A 26,072-nucleotide genomic window follows, 5' to 3' on the forward strand; every position below is an offset into this window, starting at 1 on the left:
GCGCCCTTTGCCCAAGGACCGGGTGACTAAGCCCCGCTCCGATAGACCTGGATATCCAGGTCGCGGATCTTCTTGCGCAGGGTATTGCGGTTCAGCCCCAGCAGGTCGGCCGCCCGGATCTGGTTCCCGCGGGTGGCTGCCAGCGCGGCGGTCAGGAGCGGCACCTCAATTTCCTTGAGAATGCGGTGATAGAGGCCGGGCGGCGGTACCCCGTTCGGGAAACCTGAGAAGTGCGACGACAGATAGGCCTCGACGGCACCGCCGAGATTATCGACGCCGATGGTGGTGTTACCCCCCGATGCGACGGCCGGCGGCGCCAGTTCGCCATCGATGACGGACGAGGTGATGACGTCCTGCGGATAAAGCGCGGCGAGCCGCCGGGCGAGGTTTTCCAGCTCGCGGACATTGCCCGGCCAACGGTGCTGCTTGAGCCGCTCCAGCGCCTGGGTGTCGAGCTTCTTCGGCGGCAGGCCGTCCTTCTCGGCGAGCGCGAAGAAGTGCCTGATCAGATCGGGCAGATCCTCGATCCGCTCGCGCAGCGGCGGTAGCCGCAGCGGCACGACATTGAGGCGGAAGAACAGATCCTCCCGGAACAGGCCCTGCTGGATCAGGATGCGCAAATCCTTGTTCGAGGCGGCGACGATGCGCACATCGGTCTTGATCGGGGTGCGGCCGCCGACCGTGGTGTATTCGCCCTGCTGCAGGACGCGCAGCAGACGCGTCTGCGCCTCCATCGGCATGTCGCCGATTTCATCGAGGAACAGGGTGCCGCCTTCGGCCTGCTCGAAGCGGCCGGAGGCGCGGGTGTTGGCGCCGGTGAATGCGCCGCGCTCGTGGCCGAACAATTCGGACTCGATGAGGTCGCGCGGGATCGCCGCCATGTTGACCGCGACGAACGGGCCGTTGCGGCGCCGGCCGTAGTCGTGCAGCGCGCGGGCAACCAGCTCCTTGCCGGTGCCGGACTCGCCTGAGATCATCACGGTGAGGTCGGTTTGCATCAGCCGCGCCAGCACGCGGTAGATTTCCTGCATCGCTGGCGAACGGCCGACCAGCGGAATCGAGTCGAATTCGGAATCGTCGGCGGCGCTGGCCACCCGCTCCTTCGGCTCGGCGAGCGCGCGGCCGACGATGGTGATCAGCTCCTTCAGGTCGAAAGGCTTCGGCAGATACTCGTACGCACCGCGCTCCGAGGCGCGGATCGCCGTCATGAAGGTGTTCTGCGCGCTCATCACGATGACCGGCAGGTTCGGCCGCATCTTCTTGATCCGCGGCAACAGGTCGAACGCGTTCTCGTCGGGCATCACCACGTCGGTAATGACGAGATCGCCCTCGCCCTGGCTGACCCATCGCCATAGCGTGGCGGCATTGCCGGTCAGGCGCACCTCGTAGCCGGCGCGCGAGAGCGCCTGGTTCAGGACGGTCCGGATGGCGGTGTCGTCGTCAGCGACAAGTATGCTACCTGCGGGCATTGGTGTTCCTCATCGTGCATCCTGAGAGGCAGGCGACGGCGTACCCGGAACGTCGTCGCGGTTGCTTTGGTCGTGTTGTTTGGCGGCGCTGTACATCGGCATCAGCACCCGGAATGTGGTCTTCCGCGGCTGCGACTCGCATTCGATGATGCCGCCGTGATCGCCGATGATCTTGGCGACCAGTGCGAGCCCCAGCCCGCTCCCGGTCTGCTTGGTGGTGACGAAGGGATCGAACAGGTTCGGCAGCAGGTCTTCCGGCACGCCGCTCCCGTTGTCCTTGACGCAGAATTCAAGCGGCAGCGAGACCCGCGATTTCTTGCCGGGCACCGACAATCGTACACCCGGACGGAACGCTGTGGTGAGCTGAATCTCCGCATCGGCGCCGAGATCGGCGACGGCTTCGGCGGCGTTCTTCACCAGATTGAGGAACACCTGGATCAACTGGTCCTGATTGGCCAGCACCGGCGGCAGCGACGGATCATAGTCCTCGATGAAGCGGACGTTGCGGGCAAAGCCGGATTGCGCCAGCCGCTTCACATGGTCGAGCACGGAGTGGATGTTGACCGGGCCGCGCGCCACCGGCCGCTCGTCGCCGAACACTTCCATGCGGTCAACCAGCGTGACGATGCGGTCCGCCTCGTCGCAGATCAGCCGCGTCAGCAGCCGGTCCTCGGAGGACGCCTGCTGCTCAAGGAGCTGCGCGGCGCCGCGGATGCCCGACAACGGGTTCTTGATCTCGTGCGCGAGCATCGCGGCGAGCGCGATCACCGAGCGCGCCGCACTGCGGTGCGTGAGCTGGCGGTCCATCTTGTCGGCGATGGTGCGCTCCTGCAGCATCACCACGATGTGGCCGGGCCGTTCGGTCAGCGGCGCGACGTGCAGATCGACATGGCGATCGCCGCCGATGCGCGGTGTCCCGAGATCGACCTTGTATTCATTGACCGGCGAACCGCTCGCCCGCACCTGCTCGATCAGCGCGAGCAGCGGGCTGCCAAATGGCACCAGCTCCTTCAGCGACTGCCGACGCAGAAATTGGGTCGAGATCTCGAAGAAAGCTTCTGCTGCGATGTTGGCGTCGACGATGCGGCCGTCCGGCGCGACCAGCAGCACCGGGTTGGGCAGCGCATTGAGGATCGCTTCCCCGTCGGTGGGCACGGGCCGGCGCTGTTCCATGGCCGACGTCATGCGGCGGCACTCCAAGCAAAATCGTCGTAGGCATCCTCGAGCGAGCGATGCACGCTGGACGGTTCGTCCGAGGTGAGGATCTTCTGCCGCCAGGTCTTCAACGTTGCGGTCGGCGCGCGGCTGCAGGCGGCCGCGGTCTCGAGCGCCCAGCCAAGATGCTTGCGGGCGTGTCTGAGGCCGATGCGCACGCCGTAATGGCTGCAAACTTCGTCATAGAGCGCACGGACGTGCTTGAGCTGCTCGCTGAGCGATGGAGCGGCTTCGGCGATGCCGGTCTCCAGCCGGCGGCCGATCTGGCCCGGCAGCCAGGGTTGGCCCTGCGCGCCACGGCCAATCATGACGGCATCGGCGCCCGACAATTCGAGCGCGGTGACCGCCCTGTCGAACGAGGTGATATCGCCGTTGACCACGACCGGAATCGTGACGACATCCTTGACCGCACGCACCGCATTCCAGTCAGCCTCGCCCTTGTAGAACTGGCAACGGGTGCGGCCGTGCACCGTGATCATCTGCACGCCGGCGGCCTCGGCGCGGCGCGCCAGTTCCGGCGCGTTGAGCGAGCGCTCGTCCCAGCCGAGCCGCATCTTTAGCGTCACCGGCACCTTGACCGCCGAGATCGTCGCCTCGACCAACGCGACCGCGTGGTCGAGATTGCGCATCAGCGCCGAGCCGGATTGGCCACCGGTCACATGCCGGGCCGGGCAGCCCATGTTGATATCGATGATGTCGGCGCCAGCGCCCTCGGCGATCCGGGCGCCCTCCGCCATCCAATGAGCCTCGCAGCCGGCGAGTTGGACGACGTGCGGCCCGATCCCGGCTGCCTCGCAGCGCAGCTTGGACATCGGCTTGCCGTTTACCAAGTCGTCGCTGGCGGTCATCTCGGACACCACAAGCCCGGCGCCAAGCGCAGCGGTGAGTCGCCGGAACGGTGCATCGGTGACACCGGACATCGGCGCGAGGAGAACCCGGTTGGCGACAGCAATGTCGCCTATCTTCAACGGGTTACGAGAAACACTTTGCACGCCGGTCACGGCCGTCTCGTCGGTTCGTCGACCACGCCATTGCAGCCGATTTCATATATTGTGCGCACAAATCTTGTGCAGTCAAGCTTCATGCCTACACTTTAGACAATTCTACCATTTGCGCAAGTGCACTGCAACAAAATCTGCTTTTCCCACAGCAAACCGGAAACGCTCTGTTCTTGCGCACTGGTCGTGCTAAGGGGCTGTGCGCGGCGATCCCGTCGCCCCTCTCCCCATCCCCGATTCGTCTGTCACTGGTTCAAAAATGCCGAAGCCCGCGCGTACCGCAGCCATCGTTGTCGCAGCCGGGCGCGGACTGCGCGCCGGCGCGGGTGGGCCCAAGCAATACCGCACGATCGGTGGTCAGACCGTGATCTACCGGGCGATGGAGGCTTTCTCCGGGCATTCGGACGTGCTCACCGTACAGCCCGTGGTAAATCCCGACGATGCTGCGCTTTTCCAGGAGGCGGTTGCCGGCTTGCGCCACCAGACGCCCGTCCCCGGCGGAGCCACCCGTCAGGCCTCCGTGCATGCGGGGCTCGAGGCACTCGCTCACCAGAAGCCGGATATCGTCCTGATCCACGACGCCGCGCGCCCCTTCGTCACGCCAGCCGTGATCTCGCGCGCGATCGCGGCCGCCGGCCGCACGGGTGCTGCGATCCCTGTGGTCCCCGTCACCGACACGATCAAGCTCACCGGCGAGACCGGCAACGTCGAGGCGACGCCGGAGCGTGCACGCTTGCGCATCGCGCAGACGCCACAGGCCTTTCGTTTCGACGTGATATTGGAGGCGCATCGTCGCGCGGCGCGCGAGGGCCGCAGCGATTTCACTGACGACGCGGCGCTTGCGGAATGGGCGGGATTGACGGTTGCGACATTTGAAGGTGATCCTGCCAACATGAAACTTACGACGCCTGAAGACTTCGTCCGCGAGGAAGCGCGGTTGGCGAGCCAGCTTGGCGATATCAGGACCGGCACCGGTTATGATGTGCACGCGTTCGGCGACGGCGACCACGTCATGATCTGCGGCGTGCGCGTCCCGCACAGCAGAGGCTTCCTTGCCCATTCCGACGGCGACGTCGGGCTGCACGCGCTCGTCGACGCGATACTCGGTGCGCTGGCCGACGGCGACATCGGCTCGCACTTCCCGCCGAGTGACGCCAAGTGGAAAGGCGCCTCCTCCGACCAGTTCCTAAAATACGCCGTCGAGCGCGTCACCGCGCGCGGCGGACGCATCGCCAATCTCGAGGTGACCTTGATCTGCGAGCGGCCGAAGATCGGCCCGCTGCGCGATACGATGCGCGCGAAGATCGCCGAGATTTCCGGCGTCCATATCTCGCGCGTCGCGGTCAAGGCGACCACGAGTGAGCGGCTCGGCTTCACCGGCCGCGAGGAAGGCATTGCGGCCACCGCAAGTGCCACCATCCGCCTACCTTGGGACGACAAAGGTTGGAGCGCGTAACATGGGCGGCAGCGACGCTCGTGCCCTCTCCCGCTCGCTGCTCGACCTGTGCCGGATGCGCAAGCTGACCATCGCGACCGCCGAATCCTGCACCGGCGGGCTGGTTGCGGGCGCGCTCACCGATGTCCCTGGCTCCTCCGATGTGATCGACCGCGGCTTTGTCACCTATTCCAACGAGGCCAAACGCATGATGCTCGGCGTCAAGGCGGCGACGCTCGAAACGTTCGGTGCTGTCAGCAAGGAAACCGCGACTGCAATGGCCATCGGCGCGCTGGAGAAAGCTGGCGTCGATCTCGCGGTCTCGATCACCGGCATCGCGGGCCCGGGCGGCGCGACACCGGGCAAGCCCGTAGGGCTGGTTCATTTCGCCGTCGCCGCGCGCGACGGCCGCATCATCCACCGCGAACAACGATTTGGTGCGATCGGCCGTACGGCGGTGCGGCAGCGCTCGGTGGTCGAAGCCTTGCGCATGTTGATGGAATTGGCGCGGCCCCCGCAGGCCGCCAAGCCACGCCGCGAGACCGTGAGCCGGTTGCGGCCACGGGTTGCCCGCTCACCGCGCAGTCACGCCGCCAAGCGCCGCCGGTTACCGCGCGGATAGCTGCGCATGATGACCCGTGCGCGGCGACTCCCGCCGTTTTGTCGCGCGCCAACTGCGACCCAGTGACGCTTGCCCGGGGGGAACGAGGGACGTTGTCGGCTGTTATCACACGCCCACCTTCGTCCATGATTCCTAGCCCCAACAAGGAGACAATAATGAAGCTGCGAACCATGCTTGTGACCGCGACGACGGCGGCCATGGCGCTTTCAGCCGCACCCTCGTTCGCCGCGCCACTCGCGCCTGCGGCGCTGCAAGATCAGCCGGCGTCGGTCCAGCAGGTGCAGTATCGTTACTGGCATGGAGGTCCCCGCTACGGCTATCGCGGTGGATATTACGGCTATCGGGGCGGATATTACGGCGACCGCGGAAACGGCGCGGCGATCATCGGCGGCCTTGCAGCCGGCGCAATCATCGGCGGCGCGATCGCCGCGAGCCAGGCGAAAGCCAACAACGACGCCTATTGCTCGCAGCGCTTCCGCTCCTACGATCCGGCGTCGGGCACCTATCTCTCCAACAACGGCACACGGCGCCCCTGTCCATAGCCAACAGTCGATCTCACGAGATGACTCCGGAATGCCCGGCCGCGCGCCGGGCATTCACCTTGCGGGACGAAGAAACGAAGCAGAACGAGACGGCCCCTAGGTCGAAAGCTGGGGCTTTCCATAGATCTGGTCCGCCCGCTTCTCGAACGCCGCTGCGAAGCGTGAAAATGCGGCATCGAACATCGAGCCCATCAGCATCGCCAGCATCCGGCTCTTGAACTCGTAGGACAAGAAGAAGCCGACATCGCAATCGGTTTCGGACCTTGGCTCGAAGGTCCAGCGATTCTCCAGATTGCTGAACGGGCCGCGCAAATATTCGACCAGAATCTTCCGGTTGGGCGGGTCGAGGGTCACCTTGCTCGTGAAGGATTCCCGCACCAGCTTGAACGACACGGTCATGTCGGCGATCACGACCTCGGTGCCATCGTCATTCGGTGTGCGCTGGCGCACCTTCAACGACTGGCACAGCGGCACGAATTCCGGATAGCGCTCGACGTCGGCAACCAGATCAAACATTTGCTGCGCGGCGTGGTGCACCCGCCGCTTGCTGGAGAATCGCGGCATCAGTGAATACTCGTGCGCTTTTTCTTCAATGCGAGGTCTTGCAGATAGTCGTCCGCCTGCTCACGATCCGTGAAGCACACCAGCGTTTGATCGGGCCGCAATCCCTGAAAATATGCGACAAGCTTCGGCCGTTGCTGCTGCCGATAGGTCCAGACGTAGCGAAAGAATTCAAGATCGATCTTCTCCGGACAGCCGTCCGCCATCTCGGGGCGCACCTTGCCATAGCTCGCCGCGATCCGCTTGAAGATTCCGAACATGCAGGCCGACCGCGGCAGATCGAACCAGATGACCGTATCCGAAAGCTGCCGCCGCAGTTCGCCTGCGCCGCTCGTCATATAGTTCCCATCCATGATCCAACGCGGTTGCTTCGCGGCCTCGACCATGCGGCTCTGGAATTCCTCCTTCCCGGATTCGACCCAGCCCGGCTTCCAGAACAACGCATCGATCGATACCGTCGGAATGCCGGTGATGTCCGATAGCCGACGCGCGAAGGTCGACTTGCCGGACCCCGACGATCCCATCACCAGAACACGTTGCATTGGTCCAGTCCGAGGCTGGAGCACGATCTGGACCGGTTGGCGCCGGCCCTTCCAATAGATCGTGCTCGATGAAACGATGGAACGCGGCGACGATGTCTCCGCCGTCTACAGCGCGATGGGATCGAATTGAACCGTCATCGCGCTTTCGCTCTTTGCTTGAGCATGATCCTTTCGGAAAGCCGCTTCGCACCTCTCCGGATCATGCGGTCGTATCTCTAGCGGCCGCGGGCCAGACGCGCCGCCTGCAATTTCGCAAAATCCTCGCCGGCGTGGTGCGACGAGCGAGTCAGCGGGCTCGCCGACACCATCAGGAATCCCTTGGTGTAGGCGACACGCTCATAGCCTGCGAATTCGTCCGGCGTCACATAGCGCATCACTGCGTGGTGCTTGCGTGTCGGCTGCAGATATTGGCCGATGGTCAGGAAATCGACGTCGGCCGAGCGCAGATCATCCATCACCTGCAACACTTCGTGCCGCTCCTCGCCGAGCCCGACCATGATGCCAGACTTGGTGAACATTGTCGGATCCATTTCCTTGACCCGCTGCAGCAGCCGGATCGAATGGAAATAGCGTGCGCCAGGGCGGACGGTCAGGTAGCGCGACGGCACCGTTTCCAGATTGTGATTGAATACATCGGGCCTTGCCGCGACCACGCGCTCCAGCGCGCCATCCTTGCGCAGGAAGTCGGGCGTCAAAATCTCGATTGTGGTGGTTGGGCAGCGTGTGCGGATCGCACGGATGGTTTGCGCGAAATGCTCGGCACCGCCGTCGGCCAGATCGTCGCGGTCAACCGAGGTCACAACGACATGGGCGAGGCCAAGCTTGGAGGTTGCTTCGGCAACGTAGTCGGGCTCGTGGGCCTCGAGCGCGACTGGCATGCCGGTCTTGACGTTGCAGAACGCGCACGCCCGTGTGCAGGTATCGCCCATGATCATGAAAGTGGCGTGCTTCTTGTCCCAGCACTCGCCGATATTCGGGCAGCCGGCCTCCTCACAGACCGTGACGAGGCCGTTCTCCTTCACGATCCGGCGCGTATCGGCATAGCCGCGCGTGTTCGGCGCGCGGACGCGGATCCAGTCCGGCTTTGGCGGCGACACGGCGTCCGGCCGGTTCACCTTTTCGGGGTGCCGTGGGCGGACCGGCGTGGTTGAAATAGTGTCGACAATGGTGACCATGGGTGCCTGCAAGTCGCGAGGAGCTTAGCTAATCCGTGTTGGCGCGGCTCGCAACCCGGCACGTGCGACCCTAGCAGACCGCGCAATATATTGGCAGTCTTCCGGCCTGTTCCGCCCCCGATTCCCTCCTGAAAATGGCTCAGAAACCCCAATCGAGCAAAGCGCGGGCGCCGCGCCTCGGCAAGCCGCTGAAACGCTCCTTCTTCGATCGCAGCGTCCATGAGGTCGCGCCCGACCTGATCGGCGCCACGTTCCTGGTCGACGGCGTCGGCGGCATCATTGTCGAGGTCGAGGCCTATCACCACACCGATCCCGCGGCGCATTCCTACCGGGGACCGACTCCGCGCAATCAGGTGATGTTCGGTCCACCGGGGTTCTCGTATGTCTATCGTTCTTACGGCATCCACTGGTGCGTGAACTTCGTATGCGAGGAGGCCGGCTCCGCCAGCGCCGTGCTGATCCGCGCGCTCGAGCCGACGCACGGGATCGCAGCGATGCGCCGCCGACGCGGTTTGGATGACGTTCGCACCCTGTGCTCCGGGCCTGGCAAGCTCTGTGAAGCGCTAGGTATCACCATCGCGCACAGTGAATTGCCGCTCGACCGGGCTCCGATTGCGCTCCATGCCCGCACCGGCACGCCAGAGATCGTCTCAGGCGTGCGAATCGGGATCACCAAGGCAGTCGACCTGCCCTGGCGCTACGGGGTCAAGGAATCCAAGTTCCTCAGCAAGCGATTTTAAGCGCCACGGCGTGCGTGGCGCTTATGAGGCTCGCTTCAGGCGTTCGAGCGCTTCGAGGATCTTGGCCTTGCGCTCGCGTGCAGCCTCGCGCTTCTCCTTCTCCTCCTCGACGAGTTCTTCCGGCGCGTTGGCGACGAATTTCTCGTTGGAGAGTTTGGCGTCGACGCGTTTGATGTCGGCGTCGGCCTTGCCGAGCTCCTTTTGCAGACGCGCCTGCTCGGCGACCAGATCGATGACGCCCTTGAGCGGCAGCGCCACCACGTCGCCGCGGACGAGAAGCTGCACCGCGCCTTCCGGTGGACGATCGGCAAACGAGATATCGGAGAGCCGCGCCAGGCGCTTGATGGTATCGTTCCAGCGGTGCGCGCGATCGCGCGTCTCGTTTGAGGCTCCCGATATCACCAGCGGTGTCAGCGTCGACGGCGGGATGTTCATCTCTGCCTTCACCGAGCGCATCGCGGTGACGAGGTCGACCACCCAGCCGATCTCGACCTCCGCCGCGGGATCGCTGAAATCATCGGCGTCGAGTGTCGCAATGACCGGCGGAATGACCTCGCCATTCGGCCCGGTCATTGCCATCGCAGCCAGATCTTCGCCGCTCAGCGCCGTCGCCTTGCGCGGCCATGTTGCGAGCGCCAGCAAGCCATCACGCTTGGCCGTCACGGCCCACAGCTCTTCGGTGATGAACGGCATGAACGGATGCAACAGCTTCAGGATCTCATCGCGTGTCCAGGCGATCATGGCGCGCGTCTCGGCCTTTGCCGCGCCCTCCTCGCCCATCAGCACGGGCTTGGCCAACTCGAGATACCAATCGCAGAACACATTCCACACGAAGCGGTAGATGGCGCCGGCCGCGTCGTTGAAGCGATAGCCCCGGATCGCCTCGGTCACCTCGCGAGTGACGCGCGAGGTCTCGTGCGCGATCCAGCGGTTCAGGGTTTCCCTGGCGCCCTTCGCATCGAAGCCGTCCGGCTTCACGCACTCGTTCATCTCGGCGAAGCGGCAGGCGTTCCAGAACTTGGTCGCGAAGTTGCGGTTGGTCTCGACCAGATGCGGCGACAGGCGAATGTCGTGGCCCTGGGCAGCCTCGCGCGTCAGTGCAAAACGCAGCGCGTCGGCGCCGTATTCGTCGATCACACCGAGCGGATCGATGACGTTGCCCTTCGACTTCGACATCTTGGCGCCCTTCTCGTCGCGGACGAGACGGTGGATGTAAACAGTCGAGAACGGCGCCTCCTTCATGAAGTGAAGCCCCATCATCATCATCCGCGCGACCCAGAAGAAGATGATGTCGAACCCCGTGACCAGCGCGTTGGTCGGGTAGTAGCGCTTCACCTCCGCCGTGTCATCCGGCCAGCCCAGCGTCGAGAACGGCCATAGTGCTGACGAGAACCAGGTGTCGAGCACGTCTTCGTCGCGGGTGATGAAGCCCTCACGCTTGGCGGGGTCGAGCGCCATTTCGTGGCCCTGCTCCGGCGTAATGACCTCCTGCTCGACATAGTAGCCGAGCGCGTTGCCGACAGCCTCTTCCTCGGTCTCCGCGACGAACGCCTTGCCGTCAGGGCCATACCAGGCGGGAATCTGATGGCCCCACCAGAGCTGGCGCGAGATGCACCAAGGCTGAATGTTCTCCATCCACTCGAAATAAGTCTTCTCCCAGTTCTTCGGCACGAAAGTGGTTTCGCCCGAACGCACTGCCGCCATCGCCGGCTGCGCCATCGTCTTGGCATCGACATACCACTGGTCGGTCAGATAAGGCTCGATCACGACGCCGGAGCGGTCGCCGTGCGGCACCATGTGGGTGTTCGGCTCGATCCGTTCGAGGAAACCAAATTCGTCCAGCCGGGTCACGATCTTTTTGCGCGCGGCGAAGCGCTCGATCTGATGAAACTCTTCCGCGAAATCCGAAGCGCCCTCTGGCAGGCCACGCAGATAGTCCTCGTTGCCGACCAAGTTGAGACTGCCCTCCTGGTCGAGGACGCTGATCTGCGGCAGGCCGTGACGCTTGCCGATCTCGAAATCGTTGAAGTCGTGCGCTGGCGTCACCTTGACCGCGCCAGAGCCCTTCTCCGGATCGGAATAGTCGTCGGCGACGATCGGAATCTTGCGCCCGACCAGCGGCAAAATGACGTGCTGGCCGACCAGATCCGTGTAGCGCTCATCGTCCGGATGCACCGCGACCGCGGTGTCGCCGAGCATGGTTTCGGGACGCGTGGTTGCGACCACGATGAACGACTTGGGATCATCAGGGCTGAACGTCCGCCCCTCGATCGGATAGCGCAGATACCAGAGGCTGCCCTTGACCTCGACCTGCTGCACTTCGAGATCGGAGATCGCGGTCAGCAGCTTGGGGTCCCAATTGACCAGCCGCTTGTCCTTGTAGATCAGCCCCTGGCGGTGCAATTCGACGAACACCTTGACGACTGCACGCGACAGCCCCTCGTCCATCGTGAAGCGCTCGCGCGACCAATCGCAGGAGGCGCCCAGGCGTTTGAGCTGATTGACGATGGTGCCGCCGCTCTCGGCTTTCCACTGCCAGACCCGTTCAAGAAATTTGGCGCGGCCCATCTCGCGTCGGCCCGGCTCCTGGCGTTCCATCAATTGCCGCTCGACCACCATCTGGGTCGCGATGCCGGCATGGTCGGTTCCAGGCTGCCACAGCACGTCGCGGCCACGCATCCGCTCGAAACGGCACAGGATGTCCTGTAGCGTGTTGTTGAGCGCGTGCCCCATGTGCAGCGAGCCGGTCACGTTCGGCGGCGGGATCACGATGGTGAAGGGCGTGGCGTCCTTGCGTTCGGGCCGTCCGGCTTTGAACGCACCGCTCTCCTCCCAAATCCGGGACATCCGGCGCTCGATATCGGCGGGCTGGTAGTTTTTCTCGATCATGACAATGCGGTTTCGACCATGGAAACGGCTAGAAAGCCGCCCCAACGCACCAAGTCAACCGGACCTGCGCGCAGAAACGACGATTAGGCGAACTTTGGGTGGCTGAATGAGGTCCGCAAGGCCCGCGGACCAGGCCTACCGTCCGCGAGATACCCGCTCGATTTCGGCCTTGACGATGCGCTCGACCAGCCCCGGCAAGTTGTCGTCCAGCCAGGCTTTGAGCATCGGCCGCAGCATCTCCTTGACCAGGTCCTCTAGCGTTCGCGCATTGTTGCTGAGTACGGTATTGGCCAGGGAATTGAAGGCGGATTCGACCGCCCGCATCGTGGTTCCCGACAGGATAGGCTGCATCGACGCGGTGTCGATCGGCGGCGGCTCATGAGCCGCCGGCCGCATGCGCGCGGAGGCTTCCGCGAATTCGACGTCGTCCTGCGGCTCGACCTTGTGGAACGACGCGGCTGCTTCCGGAGCGGGCGTCGGATCCGGCAGCGCCATCTCGTCGGTGAGTTCGAACACGTCGCCATCCGGTTGCGGTGGCCGGATCTCGGACGGCGGCGTCGCCTCATCGAGGCTGGCCAACAGAGAATCGATATCGTCCTGGCTGTTGCTCGCCGCCGGCGCAGCCGGCGCTGGCTTTGGGCTCGGCACGGCAACCTTCGCGGCGGATGGTGGCGCTGGCGGAGGGCTCTTCATTGCGGGTTTAGCCTGCGGTGGCGGCTCGACCTTAGGCGGTGGCGCCGCGGCCGCCACCTTCTCGACAGCAGCGGGTTTGTCGGCGGTGGCCGGCTTCGCCTCGTCGTCGGCAATGATGCGACGGATCGACGCCAGAATCTCCTCCATCGAGGGCTCTTGGACCTTCGCAGGTTGCGTCATCGACGACTCCACATCGAAACCATTTTACATCAAGCCGGGAGGATTCGCCGGTTCCGATTTTGCAGGCCGAGATTTTCGTCGCTCACGCCCGACTTGTCCCCAGATCAAGCCCGCCTACGGCTTCGCGCAAGCTCGTGTCGCCCAAGACACGAGCTGTCGGCCACCGTAGGGGTGACCGCGCCGCGAATCGCCTTGCTGCCCAACGAAACGGTATGTCAGGGCATTTATCGAATGCAAGCAAACGCGCCCGCTTGTGGTCCTGATTGACTCAGAACCACAAGCTAAGCGCGTCAGGCGATGTTGGTGTGGCGGTTAGCGGCCGTCGGGCGTGCGGACGCCGGCCCAGCTATCGCGCACCTGATGGTAGTGCACGCTGGGATCATAGACATTGGTCTTGAGGCCCATCACTTGCGGTGACAGACGACCGATCGCGTTCAGCACGTTGTAGGAGGCGACGACGCGATCGTGCTGCGCGGTCACCAGCGCATTGCGGGCGTTGACGAGGGCCTGCTGCGCGTTCAACACGTCGAGCGTGGTGCGCTGGCCAGCCTTGGCCTCCTCGCGCACGCCGTTCAGAGCGATTTCCGACGCAGTCACCTGCGCTTGCGCCGACGCCACCTGCGACTTGCCGGCAAGCAACTGGCCCCACGCGGTGACGACATCGGCGCGTGCCTGATTCCGGGTCTGCTCCAAAACTTGGCGCTGCTGCGCCAGCGATTCCTTGGACTGCCGGATCAGCGAATATTCGGAGCCACCCTGGTAGATCGGCACCTGCAATTGAACGTTGGCCGAGGCGCCGAACGAACGATAGATCTGCAGCGTCTGCTCGTAGGCCTGGTTCACCGAAGCCTGCAGCGCGAGCGTCGGGTACAGCGCGCCTTCGTTGACCTTGACCTGCAGGAAGTTGACATCGACGCCGTACATCGCCGCGGTCACGTTCGGGTTCTGGGTCAGACCCAGTTCAACGGCCGCGGCCAGCGTCGACGGCAAGAAACGATCGACCGGCGACCCCGGCGCGAGATTCTCCGGCTCGTTGCCGATGATCCGGCGGAAATTCGATCGCGTCGTGGTGAGGTTCGATTCCGCAGTGAGCTGCTGGGTTCGACCGGCCGCGAGCTGCGCTTCGGATTGCGCGACGTCGGTCCGCGTCACCTCACCCACGTTGAAGCGATCCTGGGTCTGCTTCAGCGTCTGCTCGAGCACGCGCGTGTTGCTGCGCTGGACCTCGACGATCGCGGAATCGCGAAGATAGTCCATATAGATCGTGGCGGCCTGCAGCATCACGGTCTGCTCAAGCACGCGCAAACCCTCGCGCGCCGACGACACCTGGCTTTCCGCGGCACGCACCCGGGGCGCGGTCTGCGCATTGAACAGCGACTGATTGAGCGTGATACCTGCGCTGCGTGGAGCGTTGAAGCCCCTAAAGTCGGACTTGACGAGATGCGTCGCGTCACCGCCGGTTGTCGATTGGGAGTCAGTATATTGGCTGCCTGCACTCGCCGTCAGCGCGACCTTCGGGCGGTAACCCGAGAGCGCCTGTGGCACGTTCTCGTCGGTAGCTCGGACCAACGCGCGCTGCGCGTTGAGCTGGGGATTGTTTTGGTAGGCCCGCACCAGCGCGGCCTCGATTGTGTCGGCCAAGGCGGGCACCGGGCCCAACTCCGCCAACAGAAGGACCGCAACCGCAGCCGTGGTGACAATCTTCACCCCTCGCATCCCCAACATTCCATTCATTTTGTAGTCGCCGACCCATCATGCCCATGAGCCTAGCGTCGCTTCAGACGAAGTGAGTCCCGCCTCACCTTAGTCCGCAGCTAAGAGCAACGGAACTCCTCCGCAATGTAAAGCGGTGGAAACTCTTCACGTGGGGCAAACGGGCCACACTTCTGATTCAGAATGGGATTTTATCAGGTGCTGCACTGCGGTAGCGGGTGGGGGCGCTCAGAAGACGAAGGCAGGAAGCCGTTCAAGCCCCGGCAAAACCGGAGCCGTGCCGTCGAACAATTCGCGATGGCCGTAGTCCTTGTTGAAGTGGGTCACGAGGCTGACTCGGGGCGGCTGCGACGGGGCGAAGACCCCAACCAGACGGCCGCCTTCCTTGAGCTGGGCATAGAGCCCGGTCGGGATAATTTCGGTCGCGCCGTTCAGGACGATCACGTCGAACGGCGCACCGGCAGCATCTCCATCGGCCGCGGCGGCAGTCCTCACGGTGACATTCTGGGCGCCAAGCTGAGCCAGCGCCGCGGTCGCCTTCGCCGTAAGGGCCGGATCGCTTTCGGTTGCGATCACCTCGGCGGCGAAGCGCGCCACCAACGCGGCGGCATAGCCGGTCGCGCAGCCGACGATCAGCACACGATCGGTGTTCTTGATGTCAGTCGCCTGGAGCATCTTGGCGAGCAGCGCGGGCTTGATCAGGCAGCGCTGGCCCGCCCCCTTCTCAGCGACGTCCAAGTCGAGGTCCAGATAGGCCAGCGCCTGCCTGTCGGCCGGAACGAAAACCTCGCGCGGCACCGTCAACATGGCATCGAGGATTCGCTCATCGGTGACGTCGCTCGGACGCACCTGACCATCGACCATATACTGGCGCGCGGCCGAAAAACCGGACATTGACGGAACCCTGCAAATCACGCGGCAGTGCCGCTGGAGGAGCTAGAACAGGGCACCTTGTGGAACAAGCTCCGCCAAAACGCAACACGCCGTTGACGCGCGCAACGGCGCCGCAGGACGCTCGCGGCGCTCCCCTATTCGATGGTGACGGCCAGCCGGCCAATCAGGCGGGCCACCTCATCGAGATGTTCCGAATCATGCGCCTCGACGGCCTTCGCCAGCCGGCGCAGGCACTCATCATCGCTGATGTCGGGAACATCACCGGGAACGAGCGTCGGCTGCAGCATCGACAGGTCGATCAGTATCTCGGACATGGAAAAAATCACCTCTCAGAACCCGGCGAGAGGAACGTTCGATAGCCATTAAGTCGATTTGACGGCCAATTGAGCCCACCCGCGGCGAGCCACAGGCTTGTGAACGATGATCCGGACTTTGTCGGTGGGGCCAGAGCTGGCTCCCCGGGCTGGATTCGAACCAGCGACCATTCGATTAACAGTCGAATGCTCTACCGCTGAGCTACCGAGGAATGGGCGAACATCTGTTCGCGAGCGGGCAGCGTATAACAAAGCCTTTCGGCCTTGCAAAGAACCAAATGACAGTCCGGGCCCAACTTTAACAGCAGCGTAAACTCGCTGCGAGGCAAGGATTTGCCTGTCTCGCAGCGTGCCCAGCGCGCCCTCCCATCTCCATTGCAGGCGGGGGCCGCGATCAAAGGCACGGGGGCCGAGATCGACGCGGCCGGTTACGACGAGCAGAGTTGTTGGTATCGAGATAGTTTTTCCCGGAATGTGATTTCTTTCACACGAAGCCGTTACTGCCGGACCTAGGGTCCCGACGTGGCAAAGACGAATCTATTTGCTGGGTTCATGCCGGCGTTCTTTAGCTAAAATTCGAACGATCGGCTCAATTCAGACACAAGACAGTTTTGCGACCATGGCGCTCTCGAACCCCGGAGAGCGCGATGAGCGAAGTCGAATTGGATCTGCTGTTGGACGCCGTGCGAACCGCCATCGCGCCTGTTTCCGAGGAGAATTTCTTGGCTCAACCCCTGCCCCGCGTTAAGCCGCCGCCGCGCGCCGCCAACGACAACCGCGCGCCGTGGCCGCTGATTCCGTTTCCCGATGGCTGGCACGCCGCCAGTTAAGGCAGCGTCTTATCTGTTGACCGCAAGTGATTGATGAGAAAGGTGGAGGCCACGACCAGAATTGAACTGGTGTACACGGTTTTGCAGACCGTTGCGTAACCACTCCGCCACGTGGCCCCGACGCGGGGCGATTGATATAGACCCTCAATGGGTTAGGCAAGCCACCTGAGGCGCTGTTCCGCAGATTTCCGAAACTCAAATTCCGTGTGATTTCCGAAACTGGCGTGCCCGGTCTGTTCTCGCTAGGCTGCGCCCATGCCCGAGCTCACCCGACGCCTCGACCCCGACGGCCGCAACTGCTGGCAAATCTGGTACGGCGACATCCATGCCGGCGCGATCGCACGCGCCGTCGGCAATCCCGGCAATGCCGAGCGCTGGAACTGGCATTGCGGCTTCTATCCGGGCAGCGAGCCCGGCGACTGCACGGCGGGGAGTGCCGACACCTTCCCGGAAGCCAGAGATGCCTTCCTCAAGGCCTGGGCGATATTTCTGTCGGAGCGTACCGAGGCCGACTTCGAAGAATGGCGCCACAAGCGGGACTCGACGGCCTGGCTGTATCGAATGTGGGACGAGGGGTTGAGGCTGCCGACGCAGGTCACCTCGGGCCAGGCGCGCTGCTTCTGCGGTGCCGAGATCACCGCGGCGACGATGCCGGCACACATCGATCAATGCCACCGCTTCGGCCAGCACCCATGAAATACGTCGATGACCGTCCCGCCGGGCAGCGCCGGCCCTACGCCAACCCGGAGAAGGCGGCGCGCCGACTGATGGAGCACGCCTTCAAGTTCGAGCCGATCCAGGACGGCCGGATCTATATCGAGGTGATCAACGGGCCGTTCATCCTCGAGGACAAGGCGACGCCGGCCGAATACCGCGCCGGCCTCAATTTCGCGATCGAGCGCGGCTGGCTCGAGCCGGTCCACGAAAGCGGGACGTTCACGAGGATGACGCAGGCCGGCAAGGACCTGTTCGCCTGACCGATTCGCAAAATGTGCCCGGAATCCCTATCTTCCCGGCATGCCCATCACCCGCAAGCCGATCGAAATCTCACCAGAAACCGCGCGCCAGTTCAGGGTTGAGATGCGCGCGTTTCATGCCGAGCAAAGTCCGATCCGGCGCGACGAGATCGCAGCCCGCGTCCGGCATATGCTGCTGCAGGACATGCCCTCCGGCTCAAAGCTGCGACTGTCCGAGGTTCTCGAGCTGTTCGAGCTGATGCGATGACCAAGGTCGCCTGCATTCTCTGCGATGACACCGGCTGGGTCTGCGAGAACCATCCGGACCAGCCCTGGACCGGCAATCACGCCTGCCGGTGCGGCGGGGCCGGTGCGCCCTGCCCGACCTGCAACAGGCCGAAGCCGGACGATGTCCCGCGGCTGCCGCGCGGGTTTCGCAACATGTTCGACAAGGACGACGAATGAAGACGCGGCTGGAGCTGCGCGGCGCGCTCACCGCGATCGCGATGCTCGCCATCCTGGTCGTGGCCGCAGGCCTCTGGCTGGCCCGCTAGGCCGCACAACCCCAGACATAGCCCTCTTGCCAAAATCCCGTAGCGCGGGCACACTGGAACCTTTCCGCCAGTCCATTTCAGAGTACCCGCATGATTAAAGCCAAGAGCATCGTCAAGGGCGCCGCCTCGAACTTCATCCCCCGCTTCAGGCATTCCGGCACCGGCACCGACGGCGCATTCAGCGCCGAGGGGGCCTATGCGATCTTCATGCGCTATCTCTTGGCGCTGTCGCGTGCCGGGACGAGCTTTGCGGACAAGACGGTCGTGGAATTCGGACCCGGCTCGTCGTTCGGCGTCGGCATCGCCGCGCTGCTTGCGGGCGCCCGGCGCTACTACGCCTTCGACCTGATCGACCACACCGATGACGAGCGCAACCTCGTGATCTTCGACGTGATCCTTCGCATGTTTCAGACGCGAGCACCGGTGCCGATTGGCGGCTGGTGTGCGCGCATCTTCCCGCTGATCGATGATCCGGCGTTCCCGGCGGACCTTCTGCCCGATGCGCTGCTCGCAAAGACGCTCGATCCGGACCGCGTCTCGCTGATCCGCCGCGATCTCGCCTCCAAGGGCGGCCTCTACATCCGGCCGCGCTCGTCGGCGAATATCGCCTCAGCCAAGCTCGACGAGCCGGCCGACGTGATCATCTCGGAATCGGTGCTTGAGCATGTCGACGACCTGAAGCCGACCTATGAGACCTTCGCCCGCTGGCTGACGCCCGACGGCGTCATGGCGCACCTGATCGACTATGGCAGCCACAACCTGTCCGACGACTGGAACGGGCACTGGACCTGCTCGCCGAAGACCTGGTCGCTGGTCCGGGGAAAACGCGCCTACCTGATCAACCGCGTGCCGCACCACGGGCATCTGAAGCTGCTCGCGGACACCGGGATGGAGGTGGTGCACAGCCAGTTGCTGCGCCGGGTCGACGGCGCGCTCATCGAAGAGTTTTCGCCGGAGTTTCGCTCAATGGACCCGCGCGATGCAACGACGGCGCTGGCTTCGGTCGTCTGCCGGAGAGCCAGTCCCGCATCGGCTTCTCGAACGCAGTGAAGATCACGATCGCAAGCGCGATCACCAGCACGACCAGGCCCGCCACGTAGACCGGGCCTGGCGCATCCTCCCTGCCCTTCCAGACGAACGTGAAGAAGGCCATCAGCACGAAGGCGTGCAGCATGTAGATGCCATAGGAGGCATCGCCCAGCGTGCGGACGATCGGTCGGTTCAGCGCATGGTCCGGCGTTGCGACCTCGCCCGAGGCCGTGAGAAACACCGCGGCGACGAAGGTCGCGATGATCAGGTAGTCGCTCGCGTGTGCGACCATCAGGATTGCGCCGGAGAGCAGCGCCAGCGCGCCCAGCGCCACGCCGTGGCGGACCTTGTTGTAGACCTGTGCGATGATGATGCCGAGCGTGAAGGTCGGCAGCCCCCGCAGCGGGCTGTAATTTTCGTCCCAGTACGGCGCGGTCATGACGCCGCGGGCCCATAGCACCTCCAGCGCGACGAAGCCGAGGCCAGCGATCGCGACCATTGAGGCAATGCCGGCCCTGCGCCGGCACAGCATAAGCAGCGGGAACAGCAGATACATCGCGAACTCGACGCTGATCGACCACGCCGGATAGTTGAACTGGAGTGGAGCGTTCAGCGGCCAGGACTGCATCAACAGGATCTGGCCCGGCAGCAGCGAGAGTGAATATTTTTCGGGGTTCGGCGGCGCCTTGTGCAGCGCCGCCATCACGGCGATCGCGCCGAGGAACAGGGACAGCGTCAGGAGATGGAGGGGATAGAGCCGCGCGAAGCGGCGGCGCATGAAGGTCGCAATGCCGGGCCAGCTATCGACCCTGTCGGCGTAGCCATGCGCAATCACAAAGCCCGACAGCACGAAGAAGAAGTCGACGAACAGGTTGAACTTCTCCACCCACGGGAAAAGCCGGCCATGTTCGTGGTCGTGCAGGGCGATATGGTAAACGACGACCGCGGTCGCCGCGATGAAGCGGTAGAAATCGAGCGCCACGAAATGGTGGCTGGAGCGATTGGACAACGTAAAAATCCCTGCCTGAAAGTGCGGCAGGATATCAGACCCTGACGGGCCGGCAACCCTTGCGGGACGGAGGGACGCGAGCCCGAAGGCCCGCGTCCAGCGTATGGTGAACGTCTCAGGACGCCGGAGGCGTCTCGGTCGATGCCGCCGGCGCAGCCGGCCCGGTCGATGCGGCCGGCTCCGTCGCGGTCGAGCTCGGCGCCGCCGGCTGCGGCATCGCCGCGGCCATCGCCGAAGTTTCGCCGGCAAGCTTGGAAGAGGCATTCGAGATCGCGGTGATCGCAGCCTGGATCGCGGGCGCATCGCCATTGTTGAGGCCGTTGTTGACGGCATTCTGCAGCACCTGGATCGCGCTCTGCACGGTGGCGTCGTGGGCCGCGATCTTGCTCGCGAGGTCGGTGACGGCAGCAGTCAGTTGGTCGGCGAGTTCGGACATCTTGGTCATCTCCTTTTGGATGGTTGCGAGGATGAATCCATGGAAGCCGCCGAGCGTCGCGACGACGGCCTCGATGAAACGGTCGGAAGGTGCTCCGGAGCGATGGATGAGCAGGTGATCGAAGTTCATGGCGTGGCCCCTTACGTCATGCTGCCGGGGATGAAGCAGTAGGTCATGCGGCCGTAGGCGTTCTCGGTGAACCACCACACCGCGTGCCCGGTCGGGTTCGGGCCCGACAGGACCTTGTAGGCCTCGATGGTGTGGCCGTCGGCCACGACCGAGCCGTCCTCCTTGACGGTATAGTCGCCGAAATAGGCGTGGCCGTCGGCTTCGTTGCAGCACCATTGCCCGACCGAGTTGTGCTGGCTTTCGTACCAGGAGTGCAGCGGCGAATTGGCGTAGCGGCCGTCGGGATCGCGGGCGAACAGAGGCGATGCCGCAAGCGCAAGGGTACCCGCAAGAATGAGAGATTTCAGCATGGCTGATCTTTCAGGATTTGATGGGGAACGCGACCAGCGCCGCACTCGGCGCGACCGGTCAGGTTATCTCGCAGCGGCGCATGCGGCCGGGGTGACCGCTCCGCTGCCGATGCGACGGCAGCGGCGCGGTGATACAAGCCTTGCTACTTCTGCTGCGCATTCCACATGATGTCGTTGTGACGGTTCATCGCCTCGGTCTGCCGCCTGGTCGCTTCCAGAAGCTGCTCCAGGGTCAGTGCCATCTTGAAGGTGTTCTGTTCGATATTTTCCAGTTGCTGGTAGGCGCCCCACTCCAGCCGCTTCTCTTCATCGGTGAAGACGAGACGCACCGGCTGCGGCTCGTCGGCGCCGGCCTCATGGCGGTTGCGGTCCTGCAGGCCTCGGCGCATCGCCCAGAATGCGGCGCCTGCAACCAGAAGCCCGATCACGATGCCCTGCACCACGGGCCACGGCGCCAGTGCCTCAACCAGATCCTTCATTGCCTGCCACCGCTCTGTATGCCACGTCGAGTTCTCCCAGCACGAACATCGACCAGAACGGGATTCCGGGCGACATGTACCCCTGATTGAAAGAGAGCTGGACCAGCGCCAGATCGAACTGCGCCCACATCACCGCGCAGAGCGCGGCCATCGAGGCGCGGATGATCGGGCCGATCCGCTGGCCGCCCACCTTGTGGCCGTTGAGCAAAAGCCCGATCAGCCGGACCCAGCCGACGCCGAACAATGCGGCGACGACGAAGGCCGGCGACATCACGAGCGTCAGCCACTGGAATGCGCTCGCATGGATGATCCCGGGCGAGATCATGATCGCGACCGCGAGCCAAAGCATCGCGATCGTGATCATCCATTCGAAGCGGCGGCCTTTGAGGTAGTAGCCGATCATGAGACGGCGCGCAGCTCCTCGTCTTGCCTAGCCGCTACCCTGCGCCGAAGGCGAGAGCGACGACGGCTGGCTCAGGATCGGCGAGTTCGGCTGGTTGGGCGTGATGTGCTGGATCATCTGGATCAGCGCGGTGAAGGCATCGCCGTTGTTGCCGTCGGCGACCGCTTTCAGCGCGTTCTCGATGAACGGCGCCATCATCACCACGGCCGGGTGCACGATGGCGGTGACGGGGGCAGCACCCGGAACGAAGGAGAGCGCGGTCATCACGATCGGCTCGACCTTCATGACGTTTTCGATGACCTGTTCGGCCTCGGCAGCCGCGGACTTGAGATCCATGTGTCTGTCTCCTAGACGACGTTTGGGGATGGGGATGCTTGCGCGGGGCTTTGCAAAAACTCCCAATCGACGAGCCCCTTGCCATCGATCTGGATTGCGTTGGCGGCAGCAATGGTGAGATCGATGCCGGCTTTGTTGGTCTTGCGGCCGGTCAGGTCGATGCCGCTCTCGGCCTGCGGCCGCGAACCGGTCTGCCAGTACGGGTCCTTGGTGTTCCAGGGACCGACATCGACGATGTCGCAGTCGATGAAGGCCTTGGTTGCGGCATTGGTGACGCGCACCCGCGGGCGCGCGCCGGAGAAGCGATAGGGCAGCGCCACACCCGGGGTATTGTCGTCGATCGCCCCGCCGTAGGCTGACTGCTGGCCGCCGAATACGGTTGCCGTGATGCCGGTCTGTTTGGCGTTGACCGCAGCGGGTGCAGCGCCCGCAGCCGCGGCGGTCTGCATGCTGGTCGAGGATCCGGCCGGCATCATCACCGCGCCGATCGCGGGCAACGCCGCCGACTTCGGCCAGAAGTAGCCGACGAGACCGAAGGACGGTGAATCCTTCGGCAGCGCCTCGATCTGCACCATGTCGTTCTCGTTGCCGCCCAGGGTCCAGATCTGGCTTGCATCCTCGCCGCGGTAGAAGCCGACATGGCCCTGCCCGCTGGCCTTTGAGATCCGCCAGTAGACGACGATGGCGCCCTTGGCGGGCCCTGAAAGCTGGACGAAGTTCGGATCGGTGCGGAACGACTGCGAGGCCGCCGAGCGGGTACCGGCAATCCCCGCCCGCTCCAGCATGGCATTGGCGAAGATCGCGCACCACGGATCGCCTGCCGCCCCGCAATGAGACAGCGCGATGTACTTCTCAATGCCCTGGTTGTTGCCGGTCTCGTGGAAGCCGATCTCTTTCAGCGCTTCCTGATACCAGGCCGGATAGTCGGCGAAGGGACCGGCCGGCGCTGCCGGCTGCGGGGCTGCCGGCGCAGGCGCGGGCTTTGCAGGCGCGGTGACCGGTGGCGCAGGTTGCGCTGGCGTCACGGCCGGCGCCGCCGGAACGGTGCACTGCGCGCGCTCCAGCGCCTTGTCGAGCGAGCGGATGATCATCCACTGCTGGATCGCCTCGCGGATGATGACGACAAGCAGCACGAGCCAGGGAACGGCTGCGAAGAACTCGGCCATTGGAAAATTCCGTGATCTGGAAGAGATTTTTGCGCGAGCGCGGTGCGACGCTTTACGTCAGCGCAGGATTCGGCCAGCTCGCATTGTCGACATCGGCCTTGGTTGACGGATTGAGCGCCTCCTCGACCGCAAAGCAGCCGGCGACGTAGTTGCGCACCGCGGTCGCAAAGGCGATCATCTGGGTGTTCGACAATGGCCCCATCCAGGTGCCGTCCGAGCACTTCCAGGCAGTGGTGAAGCCTGCACCGATCACTTGCGCCGCAACGGCTTCCGCGATGATGTTGCCGCGGCTCGCATCATCGGTTGCGATCGGGTGGCCCTGATAGGTGATGCCGCCCGAGACCTTGTTGTAGCGGACCGCGGCCGCGTAGACCTTCAGGTCCGCGAACAGGCCATAGGGCGACAGCACCGCCTGCAGCGACGCGGTGGTCTGCGCACCGGCATTGTCGCGCGGCCACACTGTCGGGCCGTTGCCCGCGGCCTTCCACGCTGCGAGCTCCGTGTCATCGGTCGCGACGAGCTCCACGCGGGCGGAGGAGAAGATGCGGCCGTCGTCGGCCTGCCAGTACCAGTCGGCCGGATTGTAGCTAGGCATACTGACCTCCATTGGTGGTGCCGGCGACCGTGCCGGGGTAGTAGTTGACGCCGCCGCCGTTGGTCTGGATCATGCCCTGGTAGTCGGACTGGTAGCGCTTGCCGCTGGCGTTGCCGGGATTGGTGGTGGACGCGTAGACGAACTGGACCTCGCCACCCTGATAGGCCCAGACCTGCGCCGTGCTGAACGTGACGGGCACTGTGTAGGTCAGGCTGACCGTCGGCGCCGAGATGTTCAGGCTGTCGACGATGCCGTTGAGGAAGCACTCGATGAAGGCGAGCATATTGCCTGCGATGCGTACCTGACCGTCGAGGCGGACGCGGGCAGCGCCAAGGCACTTGACGCCGGCATCGACGCAGGCGCCCCATTCGCAATTCGTCATCAGGAGCTGGGTCGATCCGTTGGCGATGACGCCGGCCATCTCGTCGGTCGGCGAGCCGCCGTTGGAGGCGCCCCATTTGAAGCCGTTGAACTGATGGACCTTGCTGGCATCGGTCGCGATCAGCGAGGTGCGGTTGACGGTCTGGCAGTTCACGTTGGAAGGCGTTGTCGAGTTGCCGACCCAGAACACATTGCCGCTGCCGCCCAGCGCCTTCAGCGTCAGGCCGTTGGCATAGGTGCCGTTGGCGACGTTGACTGTGATGTTGAAGCCGTTGAGATTGTACTGGGTGATGACGTCCATGGCGTGCTGCAGCGTCGCCCAGGGGCCGACCGTGCCGCTCGTATGGGTTGCGCTGGTGCCGTCGAAGGAATCGCTGCCGAGGCTCGAATTGACATAGAACGTCGCGTTGGCCTGCAGCGGGATCGTGGTGCCGGCCGATTTCGAGGCCGAGGTCAACTGGAAGCTGGTGCCGTCATAGACCAGGCGCAGGATCGCCGCCGCGGTCCACTGGTTCGAGGTGATCGGACTGCCGTCGGGGTTGACGATCGACTTGTTGCCAAGGCCGTTGACGTTGATGACGGAGGCGCCGATCGGCGCCGCGGAGACCTTGACCTTGACCTCGAGCCCGCCGACGTAGGCGAGCGGCGCCGGTGACATCGTCACGACAAGGTTGCTGGCGGTGCCGGAATCGACCACCCAGTTCCAGCCGCCGGTCTGCACGGCGCGCGGCATGTAAGGCAGCGCCGTGTTGACGAACGGCTCGAAGCCGCCGCCGACCTGGACGATGTTGCCGCTCGTGATCTGGGTCGCGCCGTTGGCGACCGTGATGTAGTAGAGCGCAGTGTAGCCCGCATCCGGCGCTGGGTTGACCTGCGTGCCCGTCGTGGCGGCAACGCCGGCCTTCAGCGCCACGGTGCAGACGCAGGTGCGCGTGGTGTTCTGCGAGATGCCGGAATTCGACGGACCGGAGAGTGGGATCGATGGGTTGGCCGAGTTGAAATATGACAGCACCGTCGAGCCGGCGTCGATGTCGGACAGGATCGCCTGCACCAGGAAGACCTGGGAGAAACCGCTGGTCGACGGCGGCGTGATCGTCAGTGTGCCGGTCGCCTCCCGGATCCCCATCTTGTAGACCTGGTTGGAATCGGTGCCGAGATCGCCGTAGGCGGTGGCATCGACCTGATCGACCGAGAAGATCACGCCGGGCCCGACATTGACCTGCAGGCTCGCCGGCAGCGTCGGCGTGCAGGCAAGACCTGCGACGACGGTCGAAGGATTGCTGCCGCTGTTGCCAAGCGTCGCCAGCGCCATGAACGCATCGCCCAACATCGCAAACTTGGACGTATTGAGGATGTCGTTCGCTTGCGGCAAAGCGCCGTCATACACGATCGTGCGATCGGTCATGCTGGTCTGCTCTCAGTTTGAAGGGAGAATGG

Annotated in this window: 30 protein-coding genes and 2 tRNA genes; 10 read left to right on the top strand and 22 right to left on the bottom strand. The window is 64.2% G+C overall.

The features are described 5' to 3' along the window. Positions 1–26 precede the first annotated feature (26 nt). Genes ntrC through dusB form a run of 3 tightly spaced genes read right to left on the bottom strand, consistent with a single transcriptional unit; the run spans position 27 to position 3,652 of the window. On the bottom strand, positions 27–1,469 hold the full coding sequence (gene ntrC, locus P6U25_RS18540; protein ID WP_407146198.1) for a nitrogen regulation protein NR(I): 1,443 nt from the start codon (positions 1,467–1,469) through the stop codon (positions 27–29). A 9-nt stretch (positions 1,470–1,478) separates the two neighbouring features. Beyond that, on the bottom strand, positions 1,479–2,654 hold the full coding sequence (locus P6U25_RS18545) for a two-component system sensor histidine kinase NtrB (protein WP_407146199.1): 1,176 nt from the start codon (positions 2,652–2,654) through the stop codon (positions 1,479–1,481). After that, positions 2,651–3,652 carry a tRNA dihydrouridine synthase DusB gene (dusB, locus tag P6U25_RS18550; RefSeq protein WP_407152554.1) on the bottom strand — a complete coding sequence of 334 codons (1,002 nt, stop codon included), beginning with the start codon at positions 3,650–3,652 and terminating at the stop codon, positions 2,651–2,653. The genes P6U25_RS18545 and dusB overlap by 4 nt, the downstream gene beginning before the upstream one ends. A 289-nt stretch (positions 3,653–3,941) precedes the next feature. Here dusB and P6U25_RS18555 point away from each other — a divergent pair, with 289 nt between their 5' ends. The 3 genes from P6U25_RS18555 (at position 3,942) to P6U25_RS18565 (ending at position 6,281) form a co-directional block, all read left to right on the top strand. Further along, on the top strand, positions 3,942–5,138 hold the full coding sequence (locus tag P6U25_RS18555) for a bifunctional 2-C-methyl-D-erythritol 4-phosphate cytidylyltransferase/2-C-methyl-D-erythritol 2,4-cyclodiphosphate synthase (protein ID WP_407146200.1): 1,197 nt from the start codon (positions 3,942–3,944) through the stop codon (positions 5,136–5,138). Position 5,139: 1 nt separating this feature from the next. Beyond that, positions 5,140–5,739 carry a CinA family protein gene (locus tag P6U25_RS18560; protein WP_407146201.1) on the top strand — a complete coding sequence of 200 codons (600 nt, stop codon included), beginning with the start codon at positions 5,140–5,142 and terminating at the stop codon, positions 5,737–5,739. Positions 5,740–5,894: 155 nt separating this feature from the next. Beyond that, complete coding sequence (locus P6U25_RS18565) at positions 5,895–6,281, top strand: BA14K family protein (protein ID WP_407146202.1); 387 nt, start codon at positions 5,895–5,897, stop codon at positions 6,279–6,281. Between the two features lie 96 nt (positions 6,282–6,377). Here the strand turns inward: P6U25_RS18565 and P6U25_RS18570 are convergent, their stop codons facing one another. The 3 genes from P6U25_RS18570 to lipA form a co-directional block, all read right to left on the bottom strand. Continuing rightward, positions 6,378–6,845, bottom strand: coding sequence for a type II toxin-antitoxin system RatA family toxin (locus P6U25_RS18570; protein WP_407146203.1), 468 nt, complete (start codon positions 6,843–6,845; stop codon positions 6,378–6,380). Beyond that, positions 6,845–7,384, bottom strand: coding sequence for a DNA topology modulation protein (locus tag P6U25_RS18575; RefSeq protein WP_407146204.1), 540 nt, complete (start codon positions 7,382–7,384; stop codon positions 6,845–6,847). The genes P6U25_RS18570 and P6U25_RS18575 overlap by 1 nt, the downstream gene beginning before the upstream one ends. A 215-nt stretch (positions 7,385–7,599) precedes the next feature. Continuing rightward, positions 7,600–8,559 (bottom strand): lipoyl synthase, encoded by a 960-nt coding sequence (gene lipA / locus P6U25_RS18580; RefSeq protein ID WP_407146205.1) that lies wholly within the window; start codon positions 8,557–8,559, stop codon positions 7,600–7,602. A gap of 134 nt (positions 8,560–8,693) precedes the next feature. Here lipA and P6U25_RS18585 point away from each other — a divergent pair, with 134 nt between their 5' ends. Next, positions 8,694–9,299: a DNA-3-methyladenine glycosylase gene (locus P6U25_RS18585; RefSeq protein ID WP_407146206.1), complete on the top strand. Its 606-nt coding sequence runs from the start codon at positions 8,694–8,696 to the stop codon at positions 9,297–9,299. A gap of 21 nt (positions 9,300–9,320) precedes the next feature. Here the strand turns inward: P6U25_RS18585 and P6U25_RS18590 are convergent, their stop codons facing one another. The 6 genes from P6U25_RS18590 to P6U25_RS18615 form a co-directional block, all read right to left on the bottom strand. Further along, positions 9,321–12,188, bottom strand: coding sequence for a valine--tRNA ligase (locus P6U25_RS18590; RefSeq protein ID WP_407146207.1), 2,868 nt, complete (start codon positions 12,186–12,188; stop codon positions 9,321–9,323). A gap of 135 nt (positions 12,189–12,323) precedes the next feature. Continuing rightward, on the bottom strand, positions 12,324–13,061 hold the full coding sequence (locus P6U25_RS18595) for a PopZ family protein (protein WP_407146208.1): 738 nt from the start codon (positions 13,059–13,061) through the stop codon (positions 12,324–12,326). A 312-nt stretch (positions 13,062–13,373) separates the two neighbouring features. After that, a complete protein-coding gene (locus P6U25_RS18600) occupies positions 13,374–14,777 on the bottom strand; it encodes a TolC family outer membrane protein (protein WP_407152555.1) in 1,404 nt (467 codons plus the stop codon). A 225-nt stretch (positions 14,778–15,002) separates the two neighbouring features. Next, on the bottom strand, positions 15,003–15,668 hold the full coding sequence (locus P6U25_RS18605) for a protein-L-isoaspartate O-methyltransferase family protein (RefSeq protein ID WP_407146209.1): 666 nt from the start codon (positions 15,666–15,668) through the stop codon (positions 15,003–15,005). 134 nt (positions 15,669–15,802) lie between these two features. Beyond that, a complete protein-coding gene (locus tag P6U25_RS18610) occupies positions 15,803–15,982 on the bottom strand; it encodes a hypothetical protein (protein ID WP_407146210.1) in 180 nt (59 codons plus the stop codon). A gap of 137 nt (positions 15,983–16,119) precedes the next feature. Then, positions 16,120–16,194 (bottom strand) — tRNA-Asn (locus tag P6U25_RS18615). A 435-nt stretch (positions 16,195–16,629) separates the two neighbouring features. On the opposite strand from P6U25_RS18615, the gene P6U25_RS18620 reads away from it, so the two are divergent. Beyond that, positions 16,630–16,812, top strand: coding sequence for a hypothetical protein (locus P6U25_RS18620; protein ID WP_407146211.1), 183 nt, complete (start codon positions 16,630–16,632; stop codon positions 16,810–16,812). Positions 16,813–16,855: 43 nt separating this feature from the next. Here P6U25_RS18620 and P6U25_RS18625 read toward each other — a convergent pair. Next, positions 16,856–16,929 (bottom strand) — tRNA-Cys (locus P6U25_RS18625). 138 nt (positions 16,930–17,067) lie between these two features. Between P6U25_RS18625 and P6U25_RS18630 the strand changes: the two genes are divergently transcribed. From P6U25_RS18630 to P6U25_RS18650, 5 genes are all read left to right on the top strand, one after another. Next, positions 17,068–17,508, top strand: coding sequence for a hypothetical protein (locus tag P6U25_RS18630; RefSeq protein ID WP_407146212.1), 441 nt, complete (start codon positions 17,068–17,070; stop codon positions 17,506–17,508). Then, a complete protein-coding gene (locus P6U25_RS18635) occupies positions 17,505–17,789 on the top strand; it encodes a hypothetical protein (protein ID WP_407146213.1) in 285 nt (94 codons plus the stop codon). The genes P6U25_RS18630 and P6U25_RS18635 overlap by 4 nt, the downstream gene beginning before the upstream one ends. Positions 17,790–17,829: 40 nt before the next feature. Continuing rightward, positions 17,830–18,036: a hypothetical protein gene (locus P6U25_RS18640; RefSeq protein WP_407146214.1), complete on the top strand. Its 207-nt coding sequence runs from the start codon at positions 17,830–17,832 to the stop codon at positions 18,034–18,036. Beyond that, the gene (locus P6U25_RS18645; protein WP_407146215.1) at positions 18,033–18,233 is read left to right on the top strand and encodes a hypothetical protein; all 201 of its coding nucleotides are present in this window, start codon (positions 18,033–18,035) and stop codon (positions 18,231–18,233) included. Before P6U25_RS18640 ends, P6U25_RS18645 begins: the two co-directional genes overlap by 4 nt. Before the next feature lie 179 nt (positions 18,234–18,412). Then, positions 18,413–19,372, top strand: a complete 960-nt coding sequence (locus P6U25_RS18650) for a methyltransferase domain-containing protein (protein ID WP_407146216.1) — start codon at positions 18,413–18,415, stop codon at positions 19,370–19,372. Here P6U25_RS18650 and P6U25_RS18655 read toward each other — a convergent pair. The 9 genes from P6U25_RS18655 to P6U25_RS18695 all read right to left on the bottom strand — a co-directional run bounded on the left by P6U25_RS18655 (position 19,257) and on the right by P6U25_RS18695 (position 26,040). Then, positions 19,257–20,360 carry an acyltransferase family protein gene (locus P6U25_RS18655; protein ID WP_407146217.1) on the bottom strand — a complete coding sequence of 368 codons (1,104 nt, stop codon included), beginning with the start codon at positions 20,358–20,360 and terminating at the stop codon, positions 19,257–19,259. The genes P6U25_RS18650 and P6U25_RS18655 overlap by 116 nt on opposite strands. Positions 20,361–20,475: 115 nt before the next feature. Beyond that, positions 20,476–20,925: a hypothetical protein gene (locus P6U25_RS18660; protein WP_407146218.1), complete on the bottom strand. Its 450-nt coding sequence runs from the start codon at positions 20,923–20,925 to the stop codon at positions 20,476–20,478. A gap of 11 nt (positions 20,926–20,936) precedes the next feature. Further along, positions 20,937–21,275, bottom strand: a complete 339-nt coding sequence (locus P6U25_RS18665) for a hypothetical protein (RefSeq protein WP_407146219.1) — start codon at positions 21,273–21,275, stop codon at positions 20,937–20,939. Positions 21,276–21,418: 143 nt separating this feature from the next. Further along, positions 21,419–21,754 (bottom strand): hypothetical protein, encoded by a 336-nt coding sequence (locus P6U25_RS18670; RefSeq protein ID WP_407146220.1) that lies wholly within the window; start codon positions 21,752–21,754, stop codon positions 21,419–21,421. Next, entirely contained in the window at positions 21,738–22,157 is a 420-nt protein-coding gene (locus P6U25_RS18675) for a hypothetical protein (RefSeq protein ID WP_407146221.1), read from the bottom strand. Before P6U25_RS18675 ends, P6U25_RS18670 begins: the two co-directional genes overlap by 17 nt. Positions 22,158–22,184: 27 nt before the next feature. Then, positions 22,185–22,493 carry a hypothetical protein gene (locus tag P6U25_RS18680; RefSeq protein ID WP_407146222.1) on the bottom strand — a complete coding sequence of 103 codons (309 nt, stop codon included), beginning with the start codon at positions 22,491–22,493 and terminating at the stop codon, positions 22,185–22,187. Positions 22,494–22,504: 11 nt separating this feature from the next. Continuing rightward, positions 22,505–23,659, bottom strand: a complete 1,155-nt coding sequence (locus tag P6U25_RS18685; RefSeq protein WP_407146223.1) for a TIGR02594 family protein — start codon at positions 23,657–23,659, stop codon at positions 22,505–22,507. 52 nt (positions 23,660–23,711) lie between these two features. Continuing rightward, positions 23,712–24,254, bottom strand: coding sequence for a DUF4376 domain-containing protein (locus tag P6U25_RS18690; RefSeq protein ID WP_407146224.1), 543 nt, complete (start codon positions 24,252–24,254; stop codon positions 23,712–23,714). After that, positions 24,247–26,040: a hypothetical protein gene (locus tag P6U25_RS18695; RefSeq protein WP_407146225.1), complete on the bottom strand. Its 1,794-nt coding sequence runs from the start codon at positions 26,038–26,040 to the stop codon at positions 24,247–24,249. The genes P6U25_RS18690 and P6U25_RS18695 overlap by 8 nt, the downstream gene beginning before the upstream one ends. Positions 26,041–26,072 lie beyond the last annotated feature (32 nt).

This window comes from Bradyrhizobium sp. ORS 86 (assembly GCF_045571475.1).
Taxonomy (GTDB): Bacteria; Pseudomonadota; Alphaproteobacteria; order Rhizobiales; family Xanthobacteraceae; genus Bradyrhizobium.